The organism is Pusillimonas sp. SM2304 (genome assembly GCF_031628915.1).
In the GTDB taxonomy this organism is placed as follows: domain Bacteria; phylum Pseudomonadota; class Gammaproteobacteria; order Burkholderiales; family Burkholderiaceae_B; genus Pusillimonas_C.
The window spans coordinates 1,082,241-1,106,572 of sequence record NZ_JAVLUJ010000001.1 but is presented as its reverse complement, the minus strand read 5'-3'; the positions used below and the strand labels follow the sequence as shown (position 1 = coordinate 1,106,572).

22 protein-coding genes are annotated in these 24,332 nt (G+C 63.5%); 12 read left to right on the top strand and 10 right to left on the bottom strand.

All coding sequences use genetic code 11. The features are described from left to right. Nucleotides 1-77 precede the first annotated feature (77 nt). Nucleotides 78-1,241 carry a DNA polymerase IV gene (gene dinB / locus RE432_RS05060; RefSeq protein WP_310932132.1) on the bottom strand — a complete coding sequence of 388 codons (1,164 nt, stop codon included), beginning with the start codon at nt 1,239-1,241 and terminating at the stop codon, nt 78-80. Between the two features lie 190 nt (nt 1,242-1,431). Here dinB and RE432_RS05055 point away from each other — a divergent pair, with 190 nt between their 5' ends. The 9 genes from RE432_RS05055 to RE432_RS05015 all read left to right on the top strand — a co-directional run bounded on the left by RE432_RS05055 (nt 1,432) and on the right by RE432_RS05015 (nt 12,812). Next, a complete protein-coding gene (locus tag RE432_RS05055) occupies nt 1,432-2,739 on the top strand; it encodes a CmpA/NrtA family ABC transporter substrate-binding protein (RefSeq protein ID WP_310932131.1) in 1,308 nt (435 codons plus the stop codon). A gap of 11 nt (nt 2,740-2,750) precedes the next feature. Continuing rightward, entirely contained in the window at nt 2,751-3,578 is an 828-nt protein-coding gene (ntrB, locus tag RE432_RS05050; protein ID WP_310932130.1) for a nitrate ABC transporter permease, read from the top strand. 4 nt (nt 3,579-3,582) lie between these two features. Continuing rightward, nucleotides 3,583-4,440, top strand: coding sequence for an ABC transporter ATP-binding protein (locus RE432_RS05045; protein WP_409079813.1), 858 nt, complete (start codon nt 3,583-3,585; stop codon nt 4,438-4,440). Beyond that, complete coding sequence (nirB, locus tag RE432_RS05040; protein WP_310932129.1) at nt 4,437-6,869, top strand: nitrite reductase large subunit NirB; 2,433 nt, start codon at nt 4,437-4,439, stop codon at nt 6,867-6,869. Before RE432_RS05045 ends, nirB begins: the two co-directional genes overlap by 4 nt. Before the next feature lie 6 nt (nt 6,870-6,875). After that, a complete protein-coding gene (gene nirD, locus RE432_RS05035) occupies nt 6,876-7,211 on the top strand; it encodes a nitrite reductase small subunit NirD (protein WP_310932128.1) in 336 nt (111 codons plus the stop codon). A 9-nt stretch (nt 7,212-7,220) separates the two neighbouring features. Further along, on the top strand, nt 7,221-9,944 hold the full coding sequence (locus tag RE432_RS05030) for a molybdopterin-dependent oxidoreductase (RefSeq protein ID WP_310932127.1): 2,724 nt from the start codon (nt 7,221-7,223) through the stop codon (nt 9,942-9,944). Next, nucleotides 9,941-10,732, top strand: a complete 792-nt coding sequence (cobA, locus tag RE432_RS05025; protein ID WP_310932126.1) for a uroporphyrinogen-III C-methyltransferase — start codon at nt 9,941-9,943, stop codon at nt 10,730-10,732. Before RE432_RS05030 ends, cobA begins: the two co-directional genes overlap by 4 nt. Before the next feature lie 120 nt (nt 10,733-10,852). After that, nucleotides 10,853-12,424 (top strand): ABC transporter substrate-binding protein, encoded by a 1,572-nt coding sequence (locus RE432_RS05020; protein ID WP_310932125.1) that lies wholly within the window; start codon nt 10,853-10,855, stop codon nt 12,422-12,424. Nucleotides 12,425-12,557: 133 nt separating this feature from the next. Beyond that, a complete protein-coding gene (locus tag RE432_RS05015; RefSeq protein ID WP_310932124.1) occupies nt 12,558-12,812 on the top strand; it encodes a heavy-metal-associated domain-containing protein in 255 nt (84 codons plus the stop codon). Between the two features lie 7 nt (nt 12,813-12,819). On the opposite strand, the gene RE432_RS05010 is transcribed toward RE432_RS05015, so the two are convergent. Continuing rightward, nucleotides 12,820-13,758: a 2-hydroxyacid dehydrogenase gene (locus RE432_RS05010; protein WP_310932123.1), complete on the bottom strand. Its 939-nt coding sequence runs from the start codon at nt 13,756-13,758 to the stop codon at nt 12,820-12,822. Nucleotides 13,759-13,910: 152 nt separating this feature from the next. Here RE432_RS05010 and RE432_RS05005 point away from each other — a divergent pair, with 152 nt between their 5' ends. Beyond that, nucleotides 13,911-14,789, top strand: a complete 879-nt coding sequence (locus RE432_RS05005; RefSeq protein ID WP_310932122.1) for a LysR family transcriptional regulator — start codon at nt 13,911-13,913, stop codon at nt 14,787-14,789. A 46-nt stretch (nt 14,790-14,835) separates the two neighbouring features. On the opposite strand, the gene RE432_RS05000 is transcribed toward RE432_RS05005, so the two are convergent. Next, nucleotides 14,836-16,581 carry an IlvD/Edd family dehydratase gene (locus tag RE432_RS05000; RefSeq protein WP_310932121.1) on the bottom strand — a complete coding sequence of 582 codons (1,746 nt, stop codon included), beginning with the start codon at nt 16,579-16,581 and terminating at the stop codon, nt 14,836-14,838. A 21-nt stretch (nt 16,582-16,602) separates the two neighbouring features. After that, the gene (locus RE432_RS04995; RefSeq protein ID WP_310932120.1) at nt 16,603-17,613 is read right to left on the bottom strand and encodes a tripartite tricarboxylate transporter substrate binding protein; all 1,011 of its coding nucleotides are present in this window, start codon (nt 17,611-17,613) and stop codon (nt 16,603-16,605) included. A 135-nt stretch (nt 17,614-17,748) separates the two neighbouring features. Between RE432_RS04995 and RE432_RS04990 the strand changes: the two genes are divergently transcribed. Beyond that, complete coding sequence (locus tag RE432_RS04990; RefSeq protein ID WP_310932119.1) at nt 17,749-18,333, top strand: DNA-3-methyladenine glycosylase I; 585 nt, start codon at nt 17,749-17,751, stop codon at nt 18,331-18,333. Between the two features lie 80 nt (nt 18,334-18,413). On the opposite strand, the gene RE432_RS04985 is transcribed toward RE432_RS04990, so the two are convergent. The 3 genes from RE432_RS04985 to RE432_RS04975 form a co-directional block, all read right to left on the bottom strand. Then, on the bottom strand, nt 18,414-18,839 hold the full coding sequence (locus RE432_RS04985; RefSeq protein ID WP_310932118.1) for an organic hydroperoxide resistance protein: 426 nt from the start codon (nt 18,837-18,839) through the stop codon (nt 18,414-18,416). A gap of 155 nt (nt 18,840-18,994) precedes the next feature. After that, on the bottom strand, nt 18,995-19,462 hold the full coding sequence (locus RE432_RS04980) for a MarR family transcriptional regulator (RefSeq protein WP_310932117.1): 468 nt from the start codon (nt 19,460-19,462) through the stop codon (nt 18,995-18,997). A 157-nt stretch (nt 19,463-19,619) separates the two neighbouring features. After that, nucleotides 19,620-20,402 carry an IclR family transcriptional regulator gene (locus tag RE432_RS04975; RefSeq protein ID WP_310932116.1) on the bottom strand — a complete coding sequence of 261 codons (783 nt, stop codon included), beginning with the start codon at nt 20,400-20,402 and terminating at the stop codon, nt 19,620-19,622. A 149-nt stretch (nt 20,403-20,551) separates the two neighbouring features. On the opposite strand from RE432_RS04975, the gene RE432_RS04970 reads away from it, so the two are divergent. Next, the gene (locus RE432_RS04970; protein WP_310932115.1) at nt 20,552-21,451 is read left to right on the top strand and encodes an NAD(P)-dependent oxidoreductase; all 900 of its coding nucleotides are present in this window, start codon (nt 20,552-20,554) and stop codon (nt 21,449-21,451) included. A gap of 46 nt (nt 21,452-21,497) precedes the next feature. Here the strand turns inward: RE432_RS04970 and RE432_RS04965 are convergent, their stop codons facing one another. The 3 genes from RE432_RS04965 to RE432_RS04955 are packed head-to-tail and all read right to left on the bottom strand — an operon-like array spanning nt 21,498 to nt 24,328. Continuing rightward, nucleotides 21,498-22,727 carry a CoA transferase gene (locus RE432_RS04965; protein ID WP_310932114.1) on the bottom strand — a complete coding sequence of 410 codons (1,230 nt, stop codon included), beginning with the start codon at nt 22,725-22,727 and terminating at the stop codon, nt 21,498-21,500. A gap of 13 nt (nt 22,728-22,740) precedes the next feature. Continuing rightward, nucleotides 22,741-23,883 (bottom strand): thiolase family protein, encoded by a 1,143-nt coding sequence (locus RE432_RS04960; RefSeq protein ID WP_310932113.1) that lies wholly within the window; start codon nt 23,881-23,883, stop codon nt 22,741-22,743. Between the two features lies 1 nt (nt 23,884). After that, nucleotides 23,885-24,328: an OB-fold domain-containing protein gene (locus RE432_RS04955; protein WP_310932112.1), complete on the bottom strand. Its 444-nt coding sequence runs from the start codon at nt 24,326-24,328 to the stop codon at nt 23,885-23,887. Between the last annotated feature and the right edge of the window lie 4 nt (nt 24,329-24,332).

Genomic DNA, 24,332 nt, shown 5'->3' with positions numbered 1-24,332 from the left:
ATATAAATAAATGATAGATTGGTTTTTCGTTATTAGAAATCGCACCCCCGGATAGCGGCACGCCCGTCCCCTCGGCGCTAATAAAGGCTCAACTGGCTGGGCCCCCTGACGACGTCGTCCCCGGCATCCGTTCCAGGCTCCAAACCGCTGACGCGCACGCCCAGCAGACGAATCCTGTGCGCCATCGTGATGCGTTTCAGGCACAGTCCGGCCGCATGGTGTATGGCCTGTGCCCTGCCGATGGGGGCGGGCAGGGTCAGGTCGCGCGTGACCGTGCGGAAATTGTCGAAACGCAGCTTGATGCCTATGGTACGCCCCACATAGCCCTTGCGCAGCAGATCGCCCTCGAGCTGTTCGCACAACTGCAGAAACTGGGCGGACAGCACAGTGCGATCGCGCTGCACGTGCAGATCCCGGTCAAAGGTGGTTTCGCGGCTGATGGACTTGGGTTCCGAATACGTGACCACCGGCCGATCGTCAATGCCGCGCGCAACATTCAGCAGCCAACGCGCATAGCTCAGCCCAAACAGGGTTTGCAGGACCTCGGGCGGCGCGGCGGCCAGTTCGGCAATCGTCTGGATGCCCGCCGCGGCAAGCCGGGCGTTGGCCTTGGGGCCTATGCCGTTGACTTTGCCGACCGGCAAAGGCCAGATCCTGGCCTCGAGGTCGCCGGGTCCAATCACCGTTATGCCGTCGGGTTTGTCCAGCTCGGAAGCGATCTTGGACAACAGCTTGTTGGGTGAAATGCCAATGGAACAGGTCAGCCCGGTGGCCTGGAAAACCGCCTGTTTGATGCGGCGGGCCAGCACCAGGGTGTCATCCGGGTGGTTGCTCAGGTCGACATAGATTTCGTCGATGCCCCGATCTTCGATATGGTCGGCGACGCTGGCCACCGCCGCCTTGAACCGGCGTGAATAATCACGATAAGCCTTGAAATCCACCGGCAGCAGAATGGCCTCTGGCGCCAGTTGGGCCGCCTTCATCATGCCCATGGCCGAGAACACGCCCAGCGCCCGCGCTTCGTAGGTCGAGGTCGTGACCACGCCCCGGCCCACATAGCCCCGCAAGCGGGAAAACAGGCGTGTGCCATCGGGCAGCACGCTGGGCTGGCTGGCGCTGCCACCGCCGATCACCACAGGCAAGCCTTTCAGCTCTGGATAGCGCAGGCGCTCGACCGACGCATAAAAGGCGTCCATATCCAGATGAGCGATGCGGCGGGTGGGAGCGTGATCGGGGTCCATGACAAGCTGCTGTACAAATGCACAGCAAATTATAGGCCAAGGCCGGTCTGCCGGCGGCACAGTCCTGGTGCGGCGCAACATGCCGCGCACAATCGCGGTGCGCTGCGCCGCGCCCGCGGCCTGCCGGGACGGCGCATAAACTGGCACGCGTTTTGCTTTGACTCCTGTGCCACGTTTACATGGAGTCCCAATGAAAGCCGCCCACAAGCCGTCCCGTTTCTTCACCGCAACAAGCGCCGTCCCATCGCAAGCCGCCCGCGTCGACCGGCAACGGCGCACCCTGCTTGGCGCCACGGCGGCCGCGGGGCTGGGCGCGCTCTCGCTGATCGATCCCATGGTCCGCGCCGCCGCCTGGGCCGCCGGTTCCGACGCGCCCGAAAAATCCGAAGTGAAAATAGGCTTTATTCCCTTGACCGACTGCGCCTCGGTGGTCATGGCGTCGGTCATGGGGTTCGACCAGAAGCATGGCATCAAGATCATCCCGGCCAAGGAAGCGTCATGGGCCGGGGTCCGGGAAAAACTCGCCAACGGCGATCTGGACTGTGCCCATGTGCTGTACGGTCTGATCTACGGCATGCAGCTTGGCCTGGCGGGCGCGCAACAAGACATGGCCGTGCTCATGGGCCTGAACCAGAATGGCCAGGGCATCACCTTGTCCAGGCAACTGCACGAGGCCGGCGTGACCGATGGCGCATCGCTGGCGCAGAAAATCGCCAGTGATTCGCGCCAGTACACCTTCGCCCACACCTTTCCCACCGGCACGCACGCCATGTGGCTGTATTACTGGCTGGCCAGCTTCGGCATCGACCCCGGCAAAATGCGCAACGTCACCGTCCCGCCCCCGCAAATGGTGGCCAATATGCGCATCGGCAATGTCGACGGCTTCTGCGTGGGCGAACCCTGGAACGCGCGCGCCATCATCGATAAGCTGGGCTTCAGCGCAGCCGCGTCGCAAGACATCTGGGTGGACCACCCCGAGAAAGTGCTGGGTACCCGCGGCGATTTCGTCGAACGCTACCCGAATACCGCACGCGCGGTCACAGCCGCCGTGCTCGAGGCCAGCCGCTGGATAGACAGCTCGCCCGACAACGTGCGCAAGACGGCGGAAACGATTGCGGCCAAATCGTATGTGAACACCGATGTGGCCACCATCATGGGCCGCATGCTCGGGCAGTACGAGAACGGGCTGGGCAAGTCCTGGACGGATGCGCACGCCATGCGCTTTCACGGCGACGGCGCGGTGAACTTCCCCTACTTGAGCGACGGCATGTGGTTCCTGACTCAGCACAAGCGCTGGGGCCTGCTTAAAAACCACCCCGACTATCTGGCTGTGGCCCGGCAGGTCAACCGGATCGACGTCTACAAGCAGGCCGCCGCGGCGGCAAACGTGTCCCTGCCCGCCGGCGAATCGCGCGCCAGCACACTGCTGGACGGTGTACGGTGGGACGGCAGCGACCCGGCCGGCTATGCCGACGGCTTCAGCATCAAAGCGGCATGAGAGGAAGGCATATGAATCTGGCAAGCTCTTCCTTCTGGCTGGAAAGCGCTAAAAGCTGGCGCGCCGGCGCCGGGCGGCTGGCCTGCGCGTGCGCCGGCCCCCTTGTCGGCTTCGCGCTGCTGCTGATCGTCTGGAAAGTCATTTCCATGCGGATCGCCGACATTCCCGCGCCGGAATCCACCCTGCTGGCCGCCTTCGAGCTGTTCAAGCATCCGTTCTACGACAATGGCCCCAACGACGTGGGCATAGGCTGGAACATTCTGGCCTCGCTCAGCCGCGTGGCCATCGGCTTTGCACTGGCGGCGCTCGTCGGCATCCCCGCCGGCTTCCTGATCGGACGCGTGCCGGTCATCAATGCCATCTGCTCGCCCGTCATCAACCTGCTGCGCCCCATTTCGCCGCTGGCCTGGCTGCCGCTGGGGCTGCTGCTGTTCAAGGCCGCCGGCCCCGCCGCCATCTGGGCCATTTTCATCTGTTCCATCTGGCCCATGATCATCAACACCGCCGACGGGGTCAGGCGCGTGCCGCAAGACTACCTGAACGTGGCGCGGGTCCTGAATCTGTCCGAATGGAACGTCTTCACGCGCATTCTGCTGCCCTCGGCGCTGCCCTACATGATGACCGGCGTGCGCTTGTCGATCGGCACGGCCTGGCTGGTCATCGTCGCGGCCGAAATGCTGACCGGCGGCACCGGCCTGGGATTCTGGCTATGGGACGAGTGGAACAACCTGAACGTACAGAACATCCTGATTGCCGTGCTGGTCATCGGCGTGATCGGGCTGATTCTGGACCTGGGCCTGCTTGCCGCGGCCCGGCGCCTGGACCATAGCGAGACCTGACATCATGGAAAAATTCGTACGCATTGAATACGTCGGACAAACCTTCGACACGCGCAACGGCCCTTTCGTCGCGCTGCGCGACATCAACCTGGACATCCGGCAAGGCGAGTTCATCTCGCTGATCGGGCATTCGGGCTGCGGCAAATCCACCCTGCTCAATCTGATTGCCGGGCTGGACCGCCCCACGGAAGGCGTGCTGCTGTGCGCCGAGAAGGAAATCACCGGCCCGGGTCCCGACCGCGCGGTGGTGTTCCAGAACCATAGCCTGCTGCCCTGGCTGACCTGCTACCAGAACGTTCATCTGGCGGTGGAGCGCGTCTTCGGCGCCCGCGAAACGCGGGGGGAACTGAATGTGCGGACGGCGTCGGCCTTGAACCTGGTGGGCTTGCGCCATGCCATGCACAAACTGCCCAGGGAGATATCGGGCGGCATGAAGCAGCGCGTCGGCATCGCCCGGGCGCTGGCGATCGAACCGAAAGTGCTGTTGCTGGACGAACCCTTCGGCGCGCTGGACTCGCTGACCCGCGCCCATCTGCAGGACGAGCTGCTGCGCATCGTCGCCGCCACGTCGACCACGGCCATCATGGTGACGCACGATGTGGACGAAGCCGTCCTGCTGTCCGACCGCATTGTCATGCTCACCAACGGCCCGGCCGCCACCATCGGCCAGATCCTGGCGGTCGGCCTGCCCCGTCCGCGCAACCGCGTCGCGCTGCTGGACGACCCCCGCTATGCCGCCTGCCGCAGCGCCGTGCTCGGCTTCCTGCATCAGCGCCACGCCCATTCCTCGCAACCGGCCAGCGGCAGCCATCGCGGACCCGGCGCCGAACAGACGCCCCTCCAACTTGTGAAAGCATCATGAAGAAAATGAAACTTGTCGTCGTCGGCAACGGCATGGCCGGCATCCGTACCCTGGAAGAACTGCTGAAGCTGGACAGCGGCCTGTACGACATCACGGTGTTCGGCGCCGAGCCGTATCCCAACTACAACCGCATTCTGCTGTCGCCCGTGCTGACGGGCGAGCAAACCATCCAGGACATCATCCTGAACGACCAAAGCTGGTACAAGGCCAATGGCATCACCCTGCACCTGAACAGCACGGTCACCCAGATCAATCGGGCGCGCAAGGAAGTCGTGACCGCCGACGGCATCGTGGCCCGCTACGACCGCCTGCTGCTGGCCACCGGCTCCAAGCCGTTCATCCTGCCGGTGCCCGGCGCCCAACTGGACGGCGTCATCACTTTTCGCGACATCCGCGACGTCAATCTGATGATAGAGGCGGCGGGGCGGCTCAAGCAGGCCGTGGTGATCGGCGGCGGCCTGCTGGGGCTGGAAGCCGCCAACGGCCTGGCCTCGCGCGGCATGCAAGTGTCGGTGGTGCATCTGGGCGCAACGCTGCTGGATCGCCAGCTCGACACCGCCGCCGCCGCGCTGCTGCAGTCCAGCCTGGAAGCGCGCGGCCTGCGTTTCCTGATGTCGCACCAGACCGAAGCGATCCTGGGCAATGATCAGGGGTCGGTACGCGGCATACGGTTCAAGGACGGCAGCGAACTGGCCACCGACCTGGTGGTCATGGCGGTGGGCATACGGCCCGACACCGACCTGGCCGAGGCCGCCGGCATCTATACCGATCGCGGCATCGTCGTGAACGACACGCTACAGACCTACGACCCCAGCATCTACGCCGTGGGCGAGTGCGTCAGCCATCGCGGCATGGCCTACGGCCTGGTCGCGCCCCTGTTCGAACAGGCCAAGGTCGCCGCCAACCATCTGGCCTTTCATGGCATTGGCCGCTATGCCGGCAGCACCACCTCCACCAAGCTGAAAGTCACCGGCATCGACGTCTTCTCCGCCGGCGAATTCGTTGGCGGCCCCGACACCGAAGCCATTACGCTGGCCGACCCGACAGGCGGCGTCTACAAGAAGCTGGTCATCCGCGAGGACAAGCTGATCGGCGCCTGCCTGTACGGCGACACCGTGGACGGCGCCTGGTATTTCCGCCTGATACGCGAAGGAAAATCCATCAGCGAACTGCGCGAACACCTGATGTTCGGCGAAGGCGCTATCGGCGACACAGGGCATGCCGGCGAACACAGTGTCGCGGGCATGCCCGACACCACGGAAATCTGCGGCTGCAACGGGGTGTGCAAAGGCACCATCGTCAAAGCCATACGCGAGCAGGGGCTGTTCACGGTCGACGAGGTGAAGAAACACACCAAGGCCGCCAGTTCCTGCGGATCGTGCACCGGGCTGGTGGAACAGCTGCTGATCAGTTGCATCGGCGGCGCCGCCGACATCAAGCCCAAATCCGAAAAAGCCATCTGCGCCTGCGCCGACTACACCCACGGCGAAATACGCAAGGCCATACGCGAACAGCACCTGACCAGCATTCCCCAGACCTTGCGCTTTCTGGAATGGCGCAGCACCGATGGATGCGCCACCTGCCGTCCCGCCTTGAACTACTACCTGATGTCCACTTGGCCGGGCGAAGCCAAAGACGACGCCCAGTCGCGGCTGATCAACGAACGCGCGCATGCCAACATCCAGAAGGATGGCACCTACTCTGTGGTGCCGCGCATGTGGGGCGGCGTGACCAACCCGTCCGAACTGCGCCGCATCGCCGATGTGGCCGACAAGTACCAGGTGCCCATGGTCAAGGTCACCGGCGGCCAGCGCATCGATCTGCTGGGCATCAGGAAGGAAGACCTGCCGGCCGTCTGGAAAGATCTGGATATGCCGTCGGGCCACGCCTACGGCAAGAGCCTGCGCACGGTCAAGACCTGCGTGGGCAAGGAATTCTGCCGCTTCGGCACGCAAGACTCCACCGGCATGGGCATCGCGCTGGAAAAAGACCTGGTCGGCATGTGGAGCCCGCACAAGGTCAAGCTGGCGGTATCGGGCTGCCCGCGCAACTGCGCCGAATCCGGGATCAAGGACATCGGCATCATCGCGGTGGATTCCGGCTGGGAGCTGTATGTGGGCGGCAACGGCGGCATCAAGACCGAAGTGGCCCAGTTCTTTGTCAAGCTCCAGACGCATGAAGAAGTGCTGGAATACACCGGCGCCTTTCTGCAGCTGTACCGCGAAGAAGCCTTTTATCTTGAGCGCACCTGCCACTATCTGGCGCGGGTCGGGCTGGAACACGCCAAGGCGCGCGTTGTGGACGACGCCGCCAACCGGGCCGAACTCTATGCGCGGCTCAAGTTCGCCATTTCCTTCGAGCAGGACCCCTGGGCCGAGCGCATTGCGCCGACGCCCGCCCGCCGTGAATTCGAAACCCTTACCGCCTGAACGCCCATGAATGCTTCCCTTTCCGCCCAACAATGGACCCCGGTCTGCCTTGTCGACGACATCCCCCGGCTGGGATCGCGCATCGTGCATCAGGCGGGCCGCGAGCCCATCGCCGTATTCCGCTCCTCGGACGATCACATCTTTGCCGTGATCGATCGCTGCCCGCACAAGGGCGGCCCGCTGTCGGCGGGACTGGTGCATGGCCACGCCGTCAGTTGCCCCCTGCATGGCTGGAATATCAACCTGGAAGACGGCCAGGCCCAGGCGCCCGACCAGGGCTGCGCCCACAAGATAGGCACGCGCGTCGACGCCGGACGGGTGTACCTGGACCTGCCGGATTAGGGCCAGCCCATGAGCACAACCCCCGCACAGGACGCCGGCGGCCCGGTTCGCGACACCGCGTCGATCTGCTGCTACTGCGGCACGGGCTGCGGCGTGCGGATACGCAGCCAGGGCCAGCAAGTGCTGGGTGTGTCCGGCGACGCGCAGCACCCCTCCAGCCACGGCCAGCTGTGCAGCAAGGGCCGCGAGCTGGCGGCCACCGTCCGCCACGACCACAGCCGCATCCTGCGGGCACAATGGCGTCCCGACAAAAACACGGCGCGCCACGACATCCCCCTGGCGGACGCCTGCGACATCGCCGCCGGCAAGCTGGCCGAAACCATCATCATGCATGGCCCCGACGCCGTGGGCTTTTATCTGTCGGGACAACTGCTCACCGAAGACTATGCCGTGTTCAACAAACTGGCGCGCGCGCTGGTCGGCACCAACAACATCGACACCAACTCGCGCCTGTGCATGTCCAGCGCGGTATCGGGCTACAAGCTGACGCTGGGCGCCGATGCGCCGCCCGCCTGCTACGACGATCTGGACCATGCCGGCGCCGTGATGATTGCCGGCGCCAACATGGCGTATGCGCATCCGGTCCTGTTCCGCCGCCTGGCGCAGGCCAAGGCGCGGCGGCCCGGCATGAAGGTCATCGTCGTGGATCCGCGCCGCAGCGACACCTGCGACATCGCCGACCTGCACCTGGCGATTGCGCCCGGCAGCGACGTGGCGCTGTTTCACGCCATGCTCAACGTCATGGTGTGGGAAGACCTGATCGACCGCGACTACATCGCGCGGCATACCCAGGACTTCGCCGCCTTGAAGCGGCGCATTCATGAGTTCACGCCACAGGCCGCGCAGGAAGTCTGCGGCGTGCCGGCCGCCGACATCATCCAGTGCGCCCGCTGGTTCGGCCAGGCCGATGCCGCGCTCTCGCTGTACACCATGGGCCTGAACCAATCCAGCAGCGGCACCGCGAAGAACGCCGCACTGATTCACCTGCACCTGGCCACCGGCCACATCGGCAAGCCGGGCGCCGGCCCGTTCTCGCTGACGGGCCAGCCCAATGCCATGGGCGGGCGCGAAGCCGGCGGCATGGCCACCCTGCTGCCCGGCCATCGCAGCCCGGACAATGCCGCGCACCGCGCCGAAGTGGCCCGGCTGTGGCAGGTCGACGCGCTGCCCGATACGCCTGGCCATACGGCCATCGACATGTTCGACGCGGTACTGAAGGGCGACATCAAAGTCTTGTGGATCGCAGCCACCAACCCGGCCCAGTCCCTGCCCGACCAGGCCCGGGTGCGCGCTGCCCTGCAAAAAGCCGAGCTGGTGATCGTACAGGAGGCCTTCGCCCATACCGAAACCCTGGCGTACGCCGATCTGGTCCTGCCGGCCGCGACCTGGCCCGAGAAAGACGGCACCGTCACCAACTCGGAACGGCGCATCAGCCGCGTGCGCGCCGCCATCGCCCCGCCCGGCGACGCGCAACCCGACTGGAAGATGGCCTGCACCGTTGCCCGCAAGCTGGCCCAGCACATCGCGCCAGGCAAAGCCGACCTGTTCGATTATCAGGACGAAGCCGCCATTTTTGCCGAGCATGCACGCAACACCGCCGGCCGCGACCTGGACTACAGCGCACTGGACTACGCCGCGCTGGACGCGCACGGCCCGCAGCAATGGCCTTATCTGCAGCCCACGCAGGCGCCCCGGCGCCTGTATGGGGACGGCCTGTTCCCCACGGACAACGGCCGGGCCCGATTCATCGATGTGGGCTACGCACCGGTGGCCGAGAACATTTCCGCCCACTACCCCTTGCGCCTGACGACCGGACGCATGCGCGACCAATGGCACACCATGAGCCGCAGCGGCCTGGCGCCCGCGCTCAGCCGCCACGTCGAAGAACCCTTTGTCTACCTGCACCCCGGCGACATGCAGCGCTACCGCATCGCCGACGATGCCCTGGTCAAGATCAAGACACGCCGCGGCCATGTGGTCCTGCCGGCCAAAAGCGACGACAGCCTGAAGCCGGGACACGCCTTCCTGCACATGCACTGGGGTAGTGCGTACATGGCGGGCCATGGCGTCAATGCGCTGGCCAACAGCGCGCGCGACCCGATCTCGCATCAGCCCGAACTCAAGCACAGCGCGGCGGGCATTGAAGTGCTCCAGTATGCCTGGCATGCCAGCGCATGGGCACAGGGCGATCCCACGCAATGGCGGCAGAAGCTCAGCCCCTGGCTCAAGCGCTTTCCCTATGCGGTGCTGGTGCCGTCGGCGCTGGGCGGGCAGAGCGTGCGGCTGCGCCTGGCCAGCCCCGAAGCCGCCACGCCCCAGACCCTGGCCATGCTGGCGGCCGACCTGGGCCTGGAAGCGGCCAACCTGGCCTATGACGATCCCGCGCGCGGCATCCTGCGCCGCGTCCTGCATCGCGACGGCGGCCTGGCCGCCTATCTGCTGGCGGGCGACACCCGCGCGGCCGATGCCCTGCTGCAATGGGCCGACACCGGCGACACGCCCGCCCATGTCAGCCAGCTGCTCATGGGACGCCAACCCGCCGTTGCGCGCGCGCGCATCGTGTGCACCTGTGCCAGCGTCTCCGACACCGATCTGCAAGCGGCCATCCAGGCCGGACAAGACCTGGAAGCGCTCAAGGCCTCGCTCAAGTGCGGCATGACCTGCGGCTCCTGCCTGCCGCAGATCAAGCGCATGATTGCACAACACGCCCCTTCGACGGAGCCACACGCATGAACACACCAACACCCGCGACCCGCCCCCGCGGCAAAGTCTGGCTCATCGGCGCCGGGCCGGGCGACGCCGAGCTGCTGACCTTGAAAGCGGCCCGCGTTCTGCAGTCGTGCTCCATCTGGCTGGTGGACGACCTGGTCGGGCAAGACATCCTTGCGCTGGCCGCCCCCTCCACCCGCCTGATCAAGGTAGGCAAACGCGGCGGATGCCGCTCTACGCCCCAGCCCTTCATTCTGAGGCTGATGGCGCGCTATGCGCGCAAAGGCCATGCCGTGGCCCGGCTCAAGGGCGGGGACCCTTTCATTTTCGGGCGCGGCGGAGAGGAAATGGCCTGGCTGGACCATCACGGCATCGATGCCGAAGCGCTCAGCGGCATCACCGCCGGACTGGCCGCGGGCGCCGCCCTGGGGCTGCCGCTGACCCATCGGGCCTGCGCGCGCGGCGTCACCCTGGTCACCGCCCATACCGCGGACGGCAGCCAGCCCAATTGGGGCGCGCTGGCCCAAAGCGGCCTGACCATTGTCTGCTATATGGGGATGAGCAACATACAGGCCTTGACCCATCAGTTGCTGACAGCCGGCTTTCGCGCCGATCTGCCGGTTGCCGTGGTCCAGCACGTTTCCTGTGCTGCGCAAAAGCACCTGATCGCCACGCTTGCCACCCTGGCGCGCGAGGTCAAGGCCAGCGGCCTGGGCAGCCCCTCGGTCATCGTGCTGGGCGAAGCGGCCGGCCTGGCCTGCCGCGCCACCCGCCACGCCGAGACAGCCATGCCTATGCCGCTGGCCATGTAAGGCCTTGCCCGCAGCGGCTTGCCTCTTTTGCCACAAATATCAGATTGACCAGGCTGGCGGGCTCGTGCATTATCGCCTCGAATCGCGGTCTTTGTTTCAAATCTTGGCAAGGAGGCTCTCTTGCATCGTTCACTTATGGCCGTCGTCCTTGCCGCCGCCATCGTTCTGCCGACCGCAAGCCAGGCCAAAACGCTGCGTTGGGCCAGCCGCGGCGACATCCTGACCATGGACCCGCATGCGCAGAATGAAGGGCTGACCAACACCATTTCCAGCTATGTCTATGAACCGCTGGTGGCCTACGACCAGCACTTCAAGATCGTGCCCGCCCTGGCCGTCAGTTGGGAACAGCCCGCGCCGACCATCTGGCGCTTCGCCCTGCGCGAAGGCGTCAAGTTCCACGACGGCACGCCCTTCACCGCCAACGATGTCGTGTTCTCGATCCAGCGGGCCCGCAGCCCCGCATCCCGGTTCAAGGTCTACGTCAACAGCATCGTCGAAGCCAGGCGCGTCGACGACCTGACGGTCGAGCTCGTCACCAGCAGCCCCAACCCCATCCTGCTGCGGCAGTTGACCAATGTGTTCATCATGAGCCGTGCCTGGGCCGAACAGCACGATGCGGTCGCGCCGCACGAGGCCTCCACGACGGGGACCGCCCTTGCCGCGCACCGTGCCAACGGCACAGGGCCCTACAAGCTGGAATCGCACGAAGCGGAAGGGAGCACGATTTTCACGGAGCATGCCAACTGGTGGAACAAACGCCAGAAAATCGGCAATGTCAGCAAGGTCGTCTACACGCCCATCAAGCAAGATACCGCGCGCACCATGGCGCTGCTGTCCGGCGCCATCGACTTCGTGCTGGACCCCGCCGCCCAGTACCTGGGCCGGCTGCGGCAACAGGCCAAAGTGGTCGAAAGCAACGAGTACCGCACCCTGTTCCTGGGCTTCGACCAGAAAAGCCCTGAACTGAAGTACGCCAACGTCAAAGGCAAGAATCCGTTTGCCGACCCGCGCGTGCGCGAAGCGCTCTATCGCGCCATCGACACCAACTCCATCAAGAAGTCCGTCATGCGCGGCGCGGCATCGCCCACCGGCACCATGATCGCACCGCAAGTCCATGGCTGGACCGAAAGCCTGAACCGGCGCGTGCCCCACGACCCCGATAAGGCCCGGGCCCTGCTGAAAGAAGCGGGCTACCCGAACACGCTCGAGTTCACACTGGACTGCCCCAACAACCGCTATATGAACGACGAAGCCATTTGCCAGGCCATCATCAATATGTGGTCCAAGGTCGGCGTCAAGGCAACGCTCAACGCCTTGCCCAGCAGCGCCTACTTTCCCAAGCTCCAGGCCTACGACACCAGCGCCTATCTGCTCGGCTGGGGGGTGCCGACTTTCGATGCCCTGTATACGCTGCAAAGCCTGATCCACAGTCCAGGCGAAGGCGCCGACGGCGCCTTCAACCTGAGCGGCTACGCCAATCCGGACGTCGACGCGCTGATCGATCAGATCAAAACCGAGCTCGATCCGGCCGTGCGCGACGAGGCCATCCACAAGGCGCTGACGCTGCATGCCAACGACTTCGGCCACATCCCCCTGCATAATCAAATCATTCCGTGGGCCATGCAGAAGCATGTCCATGTCGTCCATCGCGCCGACAATCGCCTGTCCGCCGAGTGGGTCGTGATCGATTAGACCGCAAGCGCAATAGGGATAAGCGCGGGTTCGCCGATTAAGATACCTACAATATGAACCTTCAAGAAGGCGGCCTGCAAACCGCCTGTCCATTCACAACGAACCCCGGGTTCGCTCCTTCTGAAGGAAACTCATGCAAATCGGAGTACTCAAACTCGCCGGCCTGGAAACCGAACAATGCGCCGCCACGCTGGCCGGGGCGCTCAAGGCCGTGAACGGCGTCAACGCCGTCGACGTGTCATTCAGCCACAGCAAGGCCACCGTCTCGTTCGATGAAGACCTGGTTTCCACCCAGCGCCTGCACGTCGCGGTGGAAGATGCGGGCTACCACATTGCAAAACCCGTGCATGGGGAAGACGGCGCGTGTTGCGGCGGCTGCGGCGGCTGATCAGGCGTCAGCCGACCGGCGTCAGGGCCTGGCCCGTCTTGAAGAAACCGCTCAGGTTATCGATGGCCAGGTCGGCCATCCGCAGCCGGGTTTCATTCGTGGCGCTGCCCATATGCGGCGCCAGCACCACATTGGAGAAACCGCGCAAAGGGCTGTCGCCCAGCGGTTCCTCATTGAACACATCCAGCGCGGCGCCGGCAATTACCTGGCCGGCCAACGCCGCGCACAGCTGCGCCTCGTCCACCACGCTGCCCCGGGCGACATTGACCAGCACACCCGACGGCCCCAACGCGCGCAACACCGCGGCATTGATCAGATGATGGGTCGCGGGCCCGCCCGGACAGCACACGATCAAGATATCGGTGTCGGCGGCCAGCTTTTCGACGTCATCGTAAAAATCCCATGTAAGGTCCTGCCGCGTCCGGCCGAAATAGGCAATCTCAACCCGGAACGGCAGCAGCCGCTGGGCAATTTCCCGGCCTATCCGGCCCAGGCCCACAATGCCGACTCTTTTGCCGGCCAGCGTCGTCGTCAACGGGAATGGCGCCGTCTGCCATGCGCCGCTCTTGACGAAGGCATCCGCAGCGGGAATATGCCGCAATAGCGACAGCAGCAGGCCAAGCGCCAGCTCGGCCACGGCTTCATTCAGCACATCGGGGGTGTTGGTCACCACGACCCCCTTCTTTTGCGCATACTCGACCGGAATGCCGTCGTAGCCGACGCCATTGGTCGCGATAATGCGCAGCCTGGGCAAACGGTCTATCAGCGCTTCGGCGATGCGGTAGTTCGAGCGGGTCACGATACCTTCTATCCGTTCGCACAAGGCCGGATCGCCGTCCAGGTCGCCGGGCTCGAACAGTTGAAAGGTCTGGTGCAGTTTCTGGTCTATGCGTTCTGGAAAAACACCCACTTTCAGTATCGGCGGGAACGGCAGGGGCATCGTCATGGCGTGTGGGCAGGTCAGCAATCAATAAGGTCGAAAAAAGTGAAACCGCAGCAGCGTGCGCATAGTATTGCACCGGCGGCTTTTACGTTAAAGTAGTTCACCCTTGATTCACAGCAAAGAATTTTTTACGTTAACCGAACCCGCCCAAGCCCATGGATACGAAATACATGCAAAGCTTCGTTGCCGTTGTCGAAGCCGGTTCATTTGCCGAAGCGGCGCGGCGGCTCGATCTGACCTCGGCCGCCATCGCGGCACGCATCAAGGCGCTCGAGAACGACCTGGGCGTCACCCTGGTCCAGCGTTCGGGCCGCTCCGTCAAGCCCACCGAAAGCGGCATCCGCATCCTTGAGGGGGCCAAGGCGGTCATGCGCGATATCCGCGATCTGCGGGCCATGGCCACGGGGGGCGACCAGTTGGGCGAGTTCAGAATAGGCTGTTTCATCTCGGCCCTGACCAGTGTGCTGCCGCCCTTGCTCAAGCGGGTCTACGCGCTGTATCCGGGCACGTCCATTTTTGTGACGCCGGGCGCATCGGTGGATCTTTGCAGCAAGGTCGCCAGCGGCGAGCTGGATGCCGCCATCGTCGTCGAGCCCCAGTTCGCCGTGCCCAAGAACTGTGACTGGCAGCCCCTGATGGAAGAGCCACTGGTGGTCATTGCGCACAGCAGCCTGAAGGATCAGTCCGCCCACCACTTGCTGGAAACGCAGCCCTTCATTCGGTACGACCGCAACATCCATGGCGGCCAGTTGGCCGAACGCTATCTGCGGGATCATCAACTGCATCCAAAGCAAAGGCTGGAAATCAACGGCATACAGCCCATTGCCGCCCTGGTCCACGAAGGCCTGGGGGTGTCGCTGATCCCCGACTGGTCGGCCATGTGGCAATCGCTGTCCATTGCGCGCATTCCCCTGCCTGGCCGGGCGCCGGTGCGGCGCAACGGCCTGATCTGGAACAGGCAGGGCCATCACGCAAAAATGGCCTCGCTGATCCACCACGAGGCCAAGGATATCTTTGTGGCGCCTGCGGAATAAGCCGTCAAGCGCGGGCGGCCGCGCACCGCGCCGCCCCGCATGGTGTTTATTTGGGCGCCCTGCCGTTCACACTAGGCGCGCGCAGGAAGTCGAAGTCCACCCCCTTGTCGGCCTGGGTCACGGTATCCAGAAACAGCTTCTTGTAGCCCCGCTCCGCGGTGGGCGGCACCACTGGCGCGGCCGCCTTGCGCCTGGCCAGCTCCTCGTCGGAAACCAGCAGGGCAATTTCGCGGCGCTTGACGCTCAGGCGGATGCGATCGCCATTCTGCACATACGCCAGGGGGCCGCCGATGGCCGATTCGGGCGTCACGTGCAGCACGATCGTGCCGAAAGCGGTGCCGCTCATGCGGCCATCGGAAATCCGGACGATGTCCTTGACCCCCTTGACCGCCAGCTTGCGGGGAATGGGGATGTAACCCGCCTCGGGCATGCCGGGCGCGCCTTTGGGGCCGATATTCTTCAGCACCAGGATATCGTCGGCCTGTACATCCAGATCGTCGCCGTCGATCCGGTCGGCCATGTCGGCCGCATTTTCGAAGACCACGGCACGGCCCTCGTGCTCCATCAAGACGGGGTCGGCCGAGGACTGCTTGATAATCGCCCCGCCCGGAGCCAGGTTGCCTTCCAGCACGGCGATGCCGCCTTGCGGATAAATGGGGTCGGCAGCCGTCTTGACCACATCCTGCGCAAACCCCGGCCCCGCGGCCTCGATCTCTTCGCCCAGCGTGCGGCCGGTCACGGTCAGCGCATTTAGATTCAGCAGGGGCTTGAGCTCGCGCAGCAACGTGGCCATGCCGCCTGCCTTGTGGAAGTCTTCCATATAGTGCTGGCCTGATGGCTTCAGATCCAGCAGCACCGGCGTTTCCTTGCCCATGCGATCCAGCGCCTTCAGGTCGATGTCGATGCCCAGCCGCCCGGCAATCGCCGTCAGGTGGACAATGCCATTGGTCGAACCGCCGATGGCCAGCAACACCCGCATGGCGTTTTCAATCGCGTCGGCCGTCAGCACCTTGTCGATGGTCAGGCCGGTCTGCGCCATCTTGACGGCCTGCGCGCCCGTCAGCTCCGCGATGCGCATGCGATCGGCGGTGACGGCCGGCGGCGTCGCGCCGCCCGGCACCGTCATGCCCAGGGCTTCCGCAATACACGCCATGGTGCTGGCCGTGCCCATGACCGAACAGGTGCCCACGCTGGCCACCAACTGATTATTGACGTCGGCGATTTCCTCGTCGGCGATTTCTTCCGCCCGATACTTGCCCCAATACCGGCGGCAGTCGGTACAGGCGCCCACCCGCACCGAGCGATGCGAACCGGTCAGCATGGAGCCGGTGATCAACTGGATGGCCGGAATGCCGGCCGAGGCCGCCCCCATCAGTTGCGCCGGCACGGTCTTGTCGCAGCCGCCGATCAGCACCACCGCATCCATGGGCGCCGCCCGGATCATTTCCTCGGTGTCCATGGACATGAGGTTGCGCAGGTACATGCTGGTCGGAAACGAAAAGCTTTCGTGGATGGAAATAGTGGGAAAGTCCATGGGCAAGCCGCCCGCCAGCATAATCCCCCGCTTGACCGCCTCGATCAGTTGCGGCGCGTTGCCATGGCAAGGGTTATAAGCGCTTCCTGTGTTGGCAATGCCGATGACGGGCCGGTCCAGCGCCGAATCGGTGTAGCCGGCGCCTTTGATGAAGGCCTTGCGCAAGAACAGGGAAAAACCATTATCGCCGTAGCTGGTCAAACCTTTACGCAGCCCGGAGGCGTTTTCGTCAGGCACTTGGGGATTGCTTTTGGACATATGCTGCAGTTCTCTTCAGGGTTAATTGACGGTGATCTTGCCGTCGTGAATCACTTTGGCCCACTGGTCGATTTCGGATTTCAGCCGTTTTTGCGACTCGGGCACCGACATCGGGCTGGCGTAGACGCCTTGCTCCAGCAATTGGGACCTGACCTCGTCCTTGCTCAGGGCTTTGACCAGCGCGGCATTCAGTTTATCGACAATTTCGGGCGCTGTGCCGGTGGGCGCCATGACGCCGAACAGCGAGCTGACGTTGAATCCGGTCAAGCCTTGCTCCTGGGCGGTGGGCACGTCGGGCAGCATCGAGATGCGCTCCGGCGTCAGCACGGCCAGGGGACGCAACTGACCGCTTTTGATAAAGGCAATCGCCGCCGGTACGGTTTCCGTCATGGTCTCGACCTGGCCACCCACCAGATCCGTCATGGCTGGGCCGCTGCCGCGATAGGCCACATGCACGATATTGACACCGGCGATTTGCTTGAACAGCTCCATGGCCATGCGCTGGGGCGCGCCCGCGCCGGACGATGCGAAATTCAGCTTGCCGGGATTTTCCTTGGCGTAAGACACCAGCTCGTTCAAGGAGTTGATGGGCAGCTTGGGATTGACCACCGCGACCAGGGGCACCGAACCGGCAATGCCGACGGGCGTCAGGTCTTTTTCCAGATCGTACTGCAGCTTGCCCTTTTCCAGCGTTGCCATCACCGAGTGCGACGTCAAAGCGCCCATCAGCAAGGTATAGCCATCGGGCTTGGCGCGCGCCACTTCGCCCGCGCCGATATTGCCGCCGGCGCCGCCGCGGTTTTCAATCACCACTTGCTGGCCGATCTCATCGCTCAGGTTCTTGCCGACGATGCGGCCGATGACATCGGTTGCGCCGCCGGGCGGGTAAGGAATGATCAGGCGTATGGGCTTGTCGGGATAGGATTCCGCGGCATGGGCCATCCCTGCCAGCGGCGCGGCCGCGACCAGCGCACAGATCGAAAGGCTGCTCGCCAGCCGCCCGGGGGTCAGTTGAATCAGTTTACTTAACATGCTTGTCCCTTTTAATATGAATTATCTATATTGGTTCGTCGCTGCATCCGCATCATCCCAAAGTTCGCCGCGCAGTAAACCAAAAAACTTTTTTTTCAATCACTAAAATTTGCACCCATCCATCGAGCCCCCGACATGACGCCAGACAACCGATTGACCCGCTGCGCCTGGTGTTCCAGCGACCCCGTCTACATGGCCTATCACGACACTGAGTGGGGCGTACCGTCGCACGACCCGCGCCATCTGTTCGAAATGCTGCTGCTGGAAGGCTTTCAGGCCGGGCTGTCGTGGATCACCGTGCTCAAGAAGCGCCCGCGCTACCGCCAGGTCATGTTCGGCTTCGACCCGGAACGGCTCGCCGGCATGAGCGACGGCTACATCCAGGAACTGATGCAAGACCCCGGCATCATCCGCAACCGCCTGAAGCTGAACGCCGCGCGCCAGAACGCCCAGGCCTGGCTCAGGCAAAGCGACCCGGTGGCCCTGATCTGGTCCTTTGTGGACGGCCAACCCAAGATCAACCATTACGCGCGTATGCAGGACGTCCCCACGATCACACCCGAGGCCCAGACCATGAGCCGCACGCTGAAGAAAGCCGGCTTCAATTTCGTCGGGCCCACCATCTGCCAGTCCTACCTGCAGGCCATCGGCTGCCTGATGGATCACACGACCGATTGCCATCGGCACGCGGCGCTGGCGCGGCCCAGCGGCAATAAATAAGCCACGCGGCGCCCCTGGAACGAGGCGCCGCGTGGCCGGCACTGCCTTGGAGGACGCGGTAAAACCGCAATCCCCGCGGCTTACACCAAGGTCAGCGTCACATCAATATTGCCGCGCGTGGCGTTCGAATAAGGGCAAACCACGTGCGCCTTGTCCACCAGCGCCTGCACCTGGTCGCGCGGCAGGCCGGGCACCGCGATCTTCAGCTCTACTTCAATCCCGAAACCGCTGGGAATGGGCCCGATGCCCACATTGCCCTGGATATTCGTTTCGGCGGGCAGAGCGACCTTTTCACGCGAAGCCACCAGCTTCAGCGCACCCAGAAAGCACGCCGAATAGCCTGCGGCAAACAGCTGCTCGGGGTTGGTCCCCTGCCCCCCAGCGCCGCCGAGTTCGGCCGGGGTCGCCAGCTTGACATCCAGCGCCCCGTCGGACGACACCGCACGGCCGTCACGGCCGCCATTTGCCGTTGCCTGGGCACGGTAAAGCACTTTTTCTATAGACATGGTCAATCTCCTGATAAATAAAAAAAACAGACATCAAACGGAATCAGCGGCGCTGCTTCAGCCGGCCCGCTGGCGCCGGCAATTAATATACGCGATTAAATAGTACGCTATTTATTTTATAAAACCTTTCATACCCCTATCCCGGCCAGGGTTACTTATCCATGCTTAAGCAGGCGTTTGCGCAACTTTTCCAGGGCTTTCTTGGTAGAGGCCAACTCGTCCGGCGAGCACTGCACCGCACAAACCACCCCTTCCGGAACGGACTCGGCCCGGGCCCGTACATGCCGGCCTTCGGTGGTCAAGGACACAATCACCTGGCGTTCGTCCGACACCGCGCGCTTGCGCTGCAACAGGCCGGCGGTTTCAAGCCGCTTGAGCAAAGGCGTCAGCGTGGCCGAGTCCAGAAACAGCCGCTCGCCGATCTCGGACACCGTCAACTCGTCACGCTCCCAAAGCACCATCATGACCAGGTACTGAGGGTAGGTCAGCCCCAATTCGCGCAGCAGTCCACGATACACCTTGTTCATGGCCAGGCTGGTGGAATACAGGGCGAAGCAGAGCTGGTCGTCCAGCAACAAACCGGGATGGCCGATGGGTTGTGCCAATGCTTTCTTTGATTTCATATGTGTATTATTAAATAGAGCACTATTTAAATGCAAGCTATTTTTTGTGCGGGCGGCCGGCGTAGTCCTTGCGGCTTATAGCCATAGCCGGGGGGCCTGGGTCTTGCTCGGCCAGCTCGTTGCCGGACTGCGCAACGGGGCAGCCCTGAGGCGCGATCTATTCAGGCATCACATAGCCCAGGCTGCGGCTTAGGCGGGCCGCATGCTCTATCAGCGCAGCCCCCAGTGTCTTTTCCTGCTTGGGATCAAAACGGGTTTGCGGAACGGTTATGCACACCGAACCAACGACCTTGCGATTGGCGCCGAAAACGGGGGCGCCCAAGCCGACCGACCCCGCTACCCGCTGTCCAGGGGTATAGGCGTAGCCGCGTTTTCTGGTCAGCGCCAAATCAGCATGCGTGCGTTCGTCTATCGGGTCCCCGCTGACTTGAGAAGGCCCCGAGCTTGCCAAAATGTCGTCGATCTCGGCCTGCGGCAAGAAGGCCAGGATGCTGCGGGCCGACGCCCCCCACGCCAATGGCAGAGGTGTGTTTTCACGGATGTCGTAACGCAGCAAGTGCGTCCCGTGGATGACCTTTGAAATGGTGTAGCGCTGCTGTTGCTCAAGATACAGGCACAGAAGGCTGGTTTCATTGAATTGATCGACCAGTGACTGCAACACGGGCACAGCCAGGTCCACCAGTTGCGATGAGCTCACCACCAAAGATGAAATACGGACAAATTCGGCGGCACAGAAATAGGTCTTGGTGACCGGATTGCGTCCCACCAGCCCTTCTTTGATAAGCAGCGCAAGCAGCCGGTGGATGGTGGACGGCGCCAACCCCAGCTTTTCCGACAGCACGGTCAGCGTCAGGTCGTTGTGGCTTTCCGCCATCAAGCGCAGGAGCGCAATGACCCGCGCCACGGTGCCCAGAGATTCCGCCGTCTTCTCTTGATTCATAGACTGATAAACATCCAGATAAAGGTTAAAATCATACCATTGAGCAGAATCAATTACCACTAAACGGAAATACTATCGCCTAGTCATCATCGCATACTCCGGCACGGCGCCCGGAAAACGATACTGGCCCGGGTAAATAAAGGAGCAACATGGATAGCACGGTTGGTTTTATCGGTTTGGGGCATATGGGGGGCGCCATTGCCGAACAATACTTGAAAGCCGGCCACAAGACGGTTGTTTTCGACTTGTCTGAAAAGCTCATGGCCAAATTGGCAGCACAGGGCGCACAAGCCGCAGGGTCGGCGCGCCAACTGGCCGACAGCGTTGACATCATCGTTGCCTGCCTGCCCTCTCCCGCTGCCAGCCATGCCGTTGCGCTCGGCGAGCAGGGCATATGCCATGGCCGGAAAGTCAAATTTTATATAGAAACCTCTACGATCGGCGTGATGGCCTGCAAGAACATCGCCGCAGGGCTCGCCCAGTACCAGATCCAGATGATCGACGCCCCCGTCAGCGGCGGCCCGCGGGCGGCAGCCCAGGGCAAGCTCACCTCTATGGTTGCAGCCCCGGCAGCCGCATGGGACCAGGCCAGTCCCGTCATCAATGCCTATAGCGGCAAGACCTTTTTAGTAGGCAAAGAGCCCGGCCTTGCCCAGGCCTGCAAGCTGGTCAACAATGCCCTGTCGCTCTCGACGCTGGCGCTTGCTTGCGAAACCGCCGTGTTCGGTGTTGCCGCCGGCCTGGACGCCCACACGATGATCGAGGTCATCAATGCCAGCTCGGGCCGCAGCGCCGCGACCCAGGACAAATTTCCCGCCTCAATATTGAATCGCCATTTTGACTACGGCGCGTCTGTGCGCACCGCCGCCAAGGACCTGGCGCTGTTCGTGCAAGAGGCCCAGGCCCTGGGCATGGACGTCTCGGGCACCAGCCGCCTGGCCGACATCTGGAAGAACGCCGAAGCGGCGGGTGATCCAGAGCGTGATTTCACCACGCTCATTCAGCATTACGAAACGGCGCCCGACGTCATCGTCGGCCGCCCGGCTTGAGGCCTCCCCAGTCAAAGGGAGGCCGTGTTCCAGGCCGCGTGTCCGCTTAACCCCGCTCCGGCGCGTTGCTGAACACGACGGTCTTGCTGTCGACGAGGCGCGCAATACGGTCGCCATCCATATCCAGCCAGGCGCCCAGCACGCCCCGCGCATCCGCGCCCAGCGCGGGCGGGTAGCGTCCAGGCAATTCAGGCGCATCGATGAACTTGATGGGGTTGCCCACCACATCGATTGTCGTGCCATTGTGCTTGCTCAACGGCATGATCATGCCGCGCCCGCTGTGCCGGGCATCGTCCAGCGCCTCGGGCACTGTTTTGATCAAGGCCACCGGCACGCCATTTTCCGCCAGCGGCTCCACCCACTGCGCAGCCGGCCGCGCCAGGAAGGCGGCCTCCAGCAACGCCCACAGGGCCTCGCGGTTTTCCAGCCGCTTATCGCCGCTGGCGAACCTTGGGTCATCTTTCAACTCGCCCAAGCCCAGGGTATCGCACAAACCATGCCACATGCGCTCTGTATTGGCGGTAATGACCAGTTCACGCCCGTCGCCCCCCACAAAGGAACGATAGGTGGGAATGGAGTCATGCCGGGCCGCCTGCCGCTGCGGGGTGATCCCGGCAATCAAGGCATAGGTACTTTGATACGAGAGCATCGCCAACTGGCAATCCAGCATGGAAACATCAATATGGCATCCTGGCTCGCCACGTCCGCGCGCCGCCAATGCGGCATTGATGGCAATGGCGGCATACATGCCCGCCACCATGTCTCCGGCGGGAATGCCCAGCCTGACTGCCGGGCGCCCCGGCTCGCCCGTCAGGCTCATGACCCCCGCCAAGGCTTGCACGATCATGTCATAGGCCGGCCTGTCGCTCAGCGGGCCATCCTGGCCGAACCCGCTTATCGACGCCCAGATCAAGCCCGGCGACGCCGCCCGAAGCGCCTCGACGTCCAGACCGATGCGCGCCGCGACGCCGGGGCGATAGTTCTCGACCACCACATCCGACTTGCCGATCAAGTCTTTGGCCAAGGCCAGGCCCTCGGGCGATTTCATATTGATGGCGATACTTTTCTTGTCCCGGTTGATGCCCAGGAAATAAGCGCTTTCGCCTTCGACAAAATAAGGGGGGATATGCCGGCTTGAATCACCCCCGGGCGCCTCGAGCTTGACGACTTCAGCCCCCAGGTCGGCCAGTATCTGCGTGCAGAACGGCCCCGAAAGAAACGTCGTCAAGTCAAGAATGCGATACCCCTTCAGGGGCTTGCTGCTTACAACCGTCATTTTGTTGCGACCCCTACGCAGTCTCGTAAAGATGAATGGTGCAGGCGCCATGATCCAGGCCGGCAATGCCGCCGCCGGTAACGTGGCTCAGACCGCGCTTCGCGCCATCTACCTGGCGTTGGCCCGCCTGGCCCGTCAGTTGCCAATAGATCTCCACCGCCTGTGCCACACCGCTGGCTCCGACCGGGTGGCCTTTCGATAACAGGCCGCCGCTGGGATTGACCACGACGTCCCCGCCATAGGTGGTTTTCCCCTGCCGCAAATAGTTGGCCGACTCTCCGGGCGGACACAGGCCCAGCGCCTCGTAGTACACCAGCTCGGCAATGGAGAACGCATCATGCAGCTCGATGACGTCCAGGTCTTTTGGGCCAAAGCCGGCGGCTTCATAGGCGTCCGATGCCGAGTCATAGCTGATCTCGGGACGCAGCATGTCGCGAAAGCCCGCCGTGACCTGGCCGGAATGCAGAACAGACGCAGCAATGCGCACGGCGGGCTTGCCCAGCTTGCGCCGGCCCGCTTCGGAAACCAGAATGACGCAGGCCGCGCCATCGCCCGTGGGGCAGCATTGCATCAAGGTCAGGGGGTCGGAGATGGGCCGCGACTGCAGTACTTGCTCAACGGTCACCTCGCTGCGGAACTGCGCATAAGGGTTCCGCACACCATGCCGGCGCGCCTTGACGCTGACTTGCGCCAGGTCTTCCACCGTGGCGTCCCGCTCGTGCAGGTAGCGTCTTGCACGCATCGCATACACCGCGGGCATGACGATGCCTTGCCTGACCTCGGGGTCTTCGACGACCAAGGGCAGCGTTCCCCCGCCAAACTGGGTCAGCTTGTCCACGCCGATCACCAGGACAATATCGTGCCTGCCCGCGGCAATGTCCTTCCAGGCCAGATGCAAAGCGGTTGCACCGCCCGAACAAGCATTGTCCACATTGGTCACGGGAATAGACCCGATGCCCAGCTCTTTGACAATGCGCTGGCCTGTCAGCATGCCGCCGAAGGCATGGCCGCATACCGCGGCATCCACCTGCCCGGGCGCCACACCCGCGGACTTGAGCGCATTCAGGACGGCGGGCACCGCCAGGCCGGAATAACTGCTGTCGCGATGCTTGCCCATGGGTATCATCGCCGCACCCACAATATATGCTTGACTCATTTCATACTCCAGTCTGTTTTCCAACGGGCACCACAAACCAATCATCGCCCTCGGCGCGCACTTGAACCGGCTGATCGCAGGCCAGCGGCACGCCATCGGGCGCTTTCACGTGCGCCAGGACGCGCACCCCGTTGGGAAAATCCACGTAACCCAGCGTGTACGGCACGGCACGGGTAGCGGAAACATGTATGGCGCTGTAGGAATACAGGATTCCGTCGGGGCCGAACAGAAATGGCTCCATGTCCCGCGCGCCGGTTTCCAGGCACACTTCGCGCACCGGAAAAGCCATGCTGCCCGATGAGCGGCTGCGGCTGCCGCGCAGCAGCACAGCGCCGTCGCGTACCACGAATGGCGGTTCCGCACCCTCTTTCAGGTCCTCAAACGGCAACGCATCGGCGGCAAAGCCGGCGCCCGATGTCGCCGCATCCAATACAAGGTCTTTCATTTAT

What these genes read in the sequence shown, in the direction of transcription:
- dinB (WP_310932132.1), bottom strand. Translation starts at nt 1,241, where the DNA reads ATGGACCCCGATCACGCTCCCACCCGCCGCATCGCTCATCTGGATATG.
- RE432_RS05055 (WP_310932131.1), top strand. Translation starts at nt 1,432, where the DNA reads ATGAAAGCCGCCCACAAGCCGTCCCGTTTCTTCACCGCAACAAGCGCC.
- ntrB (WP_310932130.1), top strand. Translation starts at nt 2,751, where the DNA reads ATGAATCTGGCAAGCTCTTCCTTCTGGCTGGAAAGCGCTAAAAGCTGG.
- RE432_RS05045 (WP_409079813.1), top strand. Translation starts at nt 3,583, where the DNA reads ATGGAAAAATTCGTACGCATTGAATACGTCGGACAAACCTTCGACACG.
- nirB (WP_310932129.1), top strand. Translation starts at nt 4,437, where the DNA reads ATGAAGAAAATGAAACTTGTCGTCGTCGGCAACGGCATGGCCGGCATC.
- nirD (WP_310932128.1), top strand. Translation starts at nt 6,876, where the DNA reads ATGAATGCTTCCCTTTCCGCCCAACAATGGACCCCGGTCTGCCTTGTC.
- RE432_RS05030 (WP_310932127.1), top strand. Translation starts at nt 7,221, where the DNA reads ATGAGCACAACCCCCGCACAGGACGCCGGCGGCCCGGTTCGCGACACC.
- cobA (WP_310932126.1), top strand. Translation starts at nt 9,941, where the DNA reads ATGAACACACCAACACCCGCGACCCGCCCCCGCGGCAAAGTCTGGCTC.
- RE432_RS05015 (WP_310932124.1), top strand. Translation starts at nt 12,558, where the DNA reads ATGCAAATCGGAGTACTCAAACTCGCCGGCCTGGAAACCGAACAATGC.
- RE432_RS05010 (WP_310932123.1), bottom strand. Translation starts at nt 13,758, where the DNA reads ATGACGATGCCCCTGCCGTTCCCGCCGATACTGAAAGTGGGTGTTTTT.
- RE432_RS05005 (WP_310932122.1), top strand. Translation starts at nt 13,911, where the DNA reads ATGGATACGAAATACATGCAAAGCTTCGTTGCCGTTGTCGAAGCCGGT.
- RE432_RS05000 (WP_310932121.1), bottom strand. Translation starts at nt 16,581, where the DNA reads ATGTCCAAAAGCAATCCCCAAGTGCCTGACGAAAACGCCTCCGGGCTG.
- RE432_RS04995 (WP_310932120.1), bottom strand. Translation starts at nt 17,613, where the DNA reads ATGTTAAGTAAACTGATTCAACTGACCCCCGGGCGGCTGGCGAGCAGC.
- RE432_RS04990 (WP_310932119.1), top strand. Translation starts at nt 17,749, where the DNA reads ATGACGCCAGACAACCGATTGACCCGCTGCGCCTGGTGTTCCAGCGAC.
- RE432_RS04985 (WP_310932118.1), bottom strand. Translation starts at nt 18,839, where the DNA reads ATGTCTATAGAAAAAGTGCTTTACCGTGCCCAGGCAACGGCAAATGGC.
- RE432_RS04980 (WP_310932117.1), bottom strand. Translation starts at nt 19,462, where the DNA reads ATGAAATCAAAGAAAGCATTGGCACAACCCATCGGCCATCCCGGTTTG.
- RE432_RS04975 (WP_310932116.1), bottom strand. Translation starts at nt 20,402, where the DNA reads ATGAATCAAGAGAAGACGGCGGAATCTCTGGGCACCGTGGCGCGGGTC.
- RE432_RS04970 (WP_310932115.1), top strand. Translation starts at nt 20,552, where the DNA reads ATGGATAGCACGGTTGGTTTTATCGGTTTGGGGCATATGGGGGGCGCC.
- RE432_RS04965 (WP_310932114.1), bottom strand. Translation starts at nt 22,727, where the DNA reads ATGACGGTTGTAAGCAGCAAGCCCCTGAAGGGGTATCGCATTCTTGAC.
- RE432_RS04960 (WP_310932113.1), bottom strand. Translation starts at nt 23,883, where the DNA reads ATGAGTCAAGCATATATTGTGGGTGCGGCGATGATACCCATGGGCAAG.
- RE432_RS04955 (WP_310932112.1), bottom strand. Translation starts at nt 24,328, where the DNA reads ATGAAAGACCTTGTATTGGATGCGGCGACATCGGGCGCCGGCTTTGCC.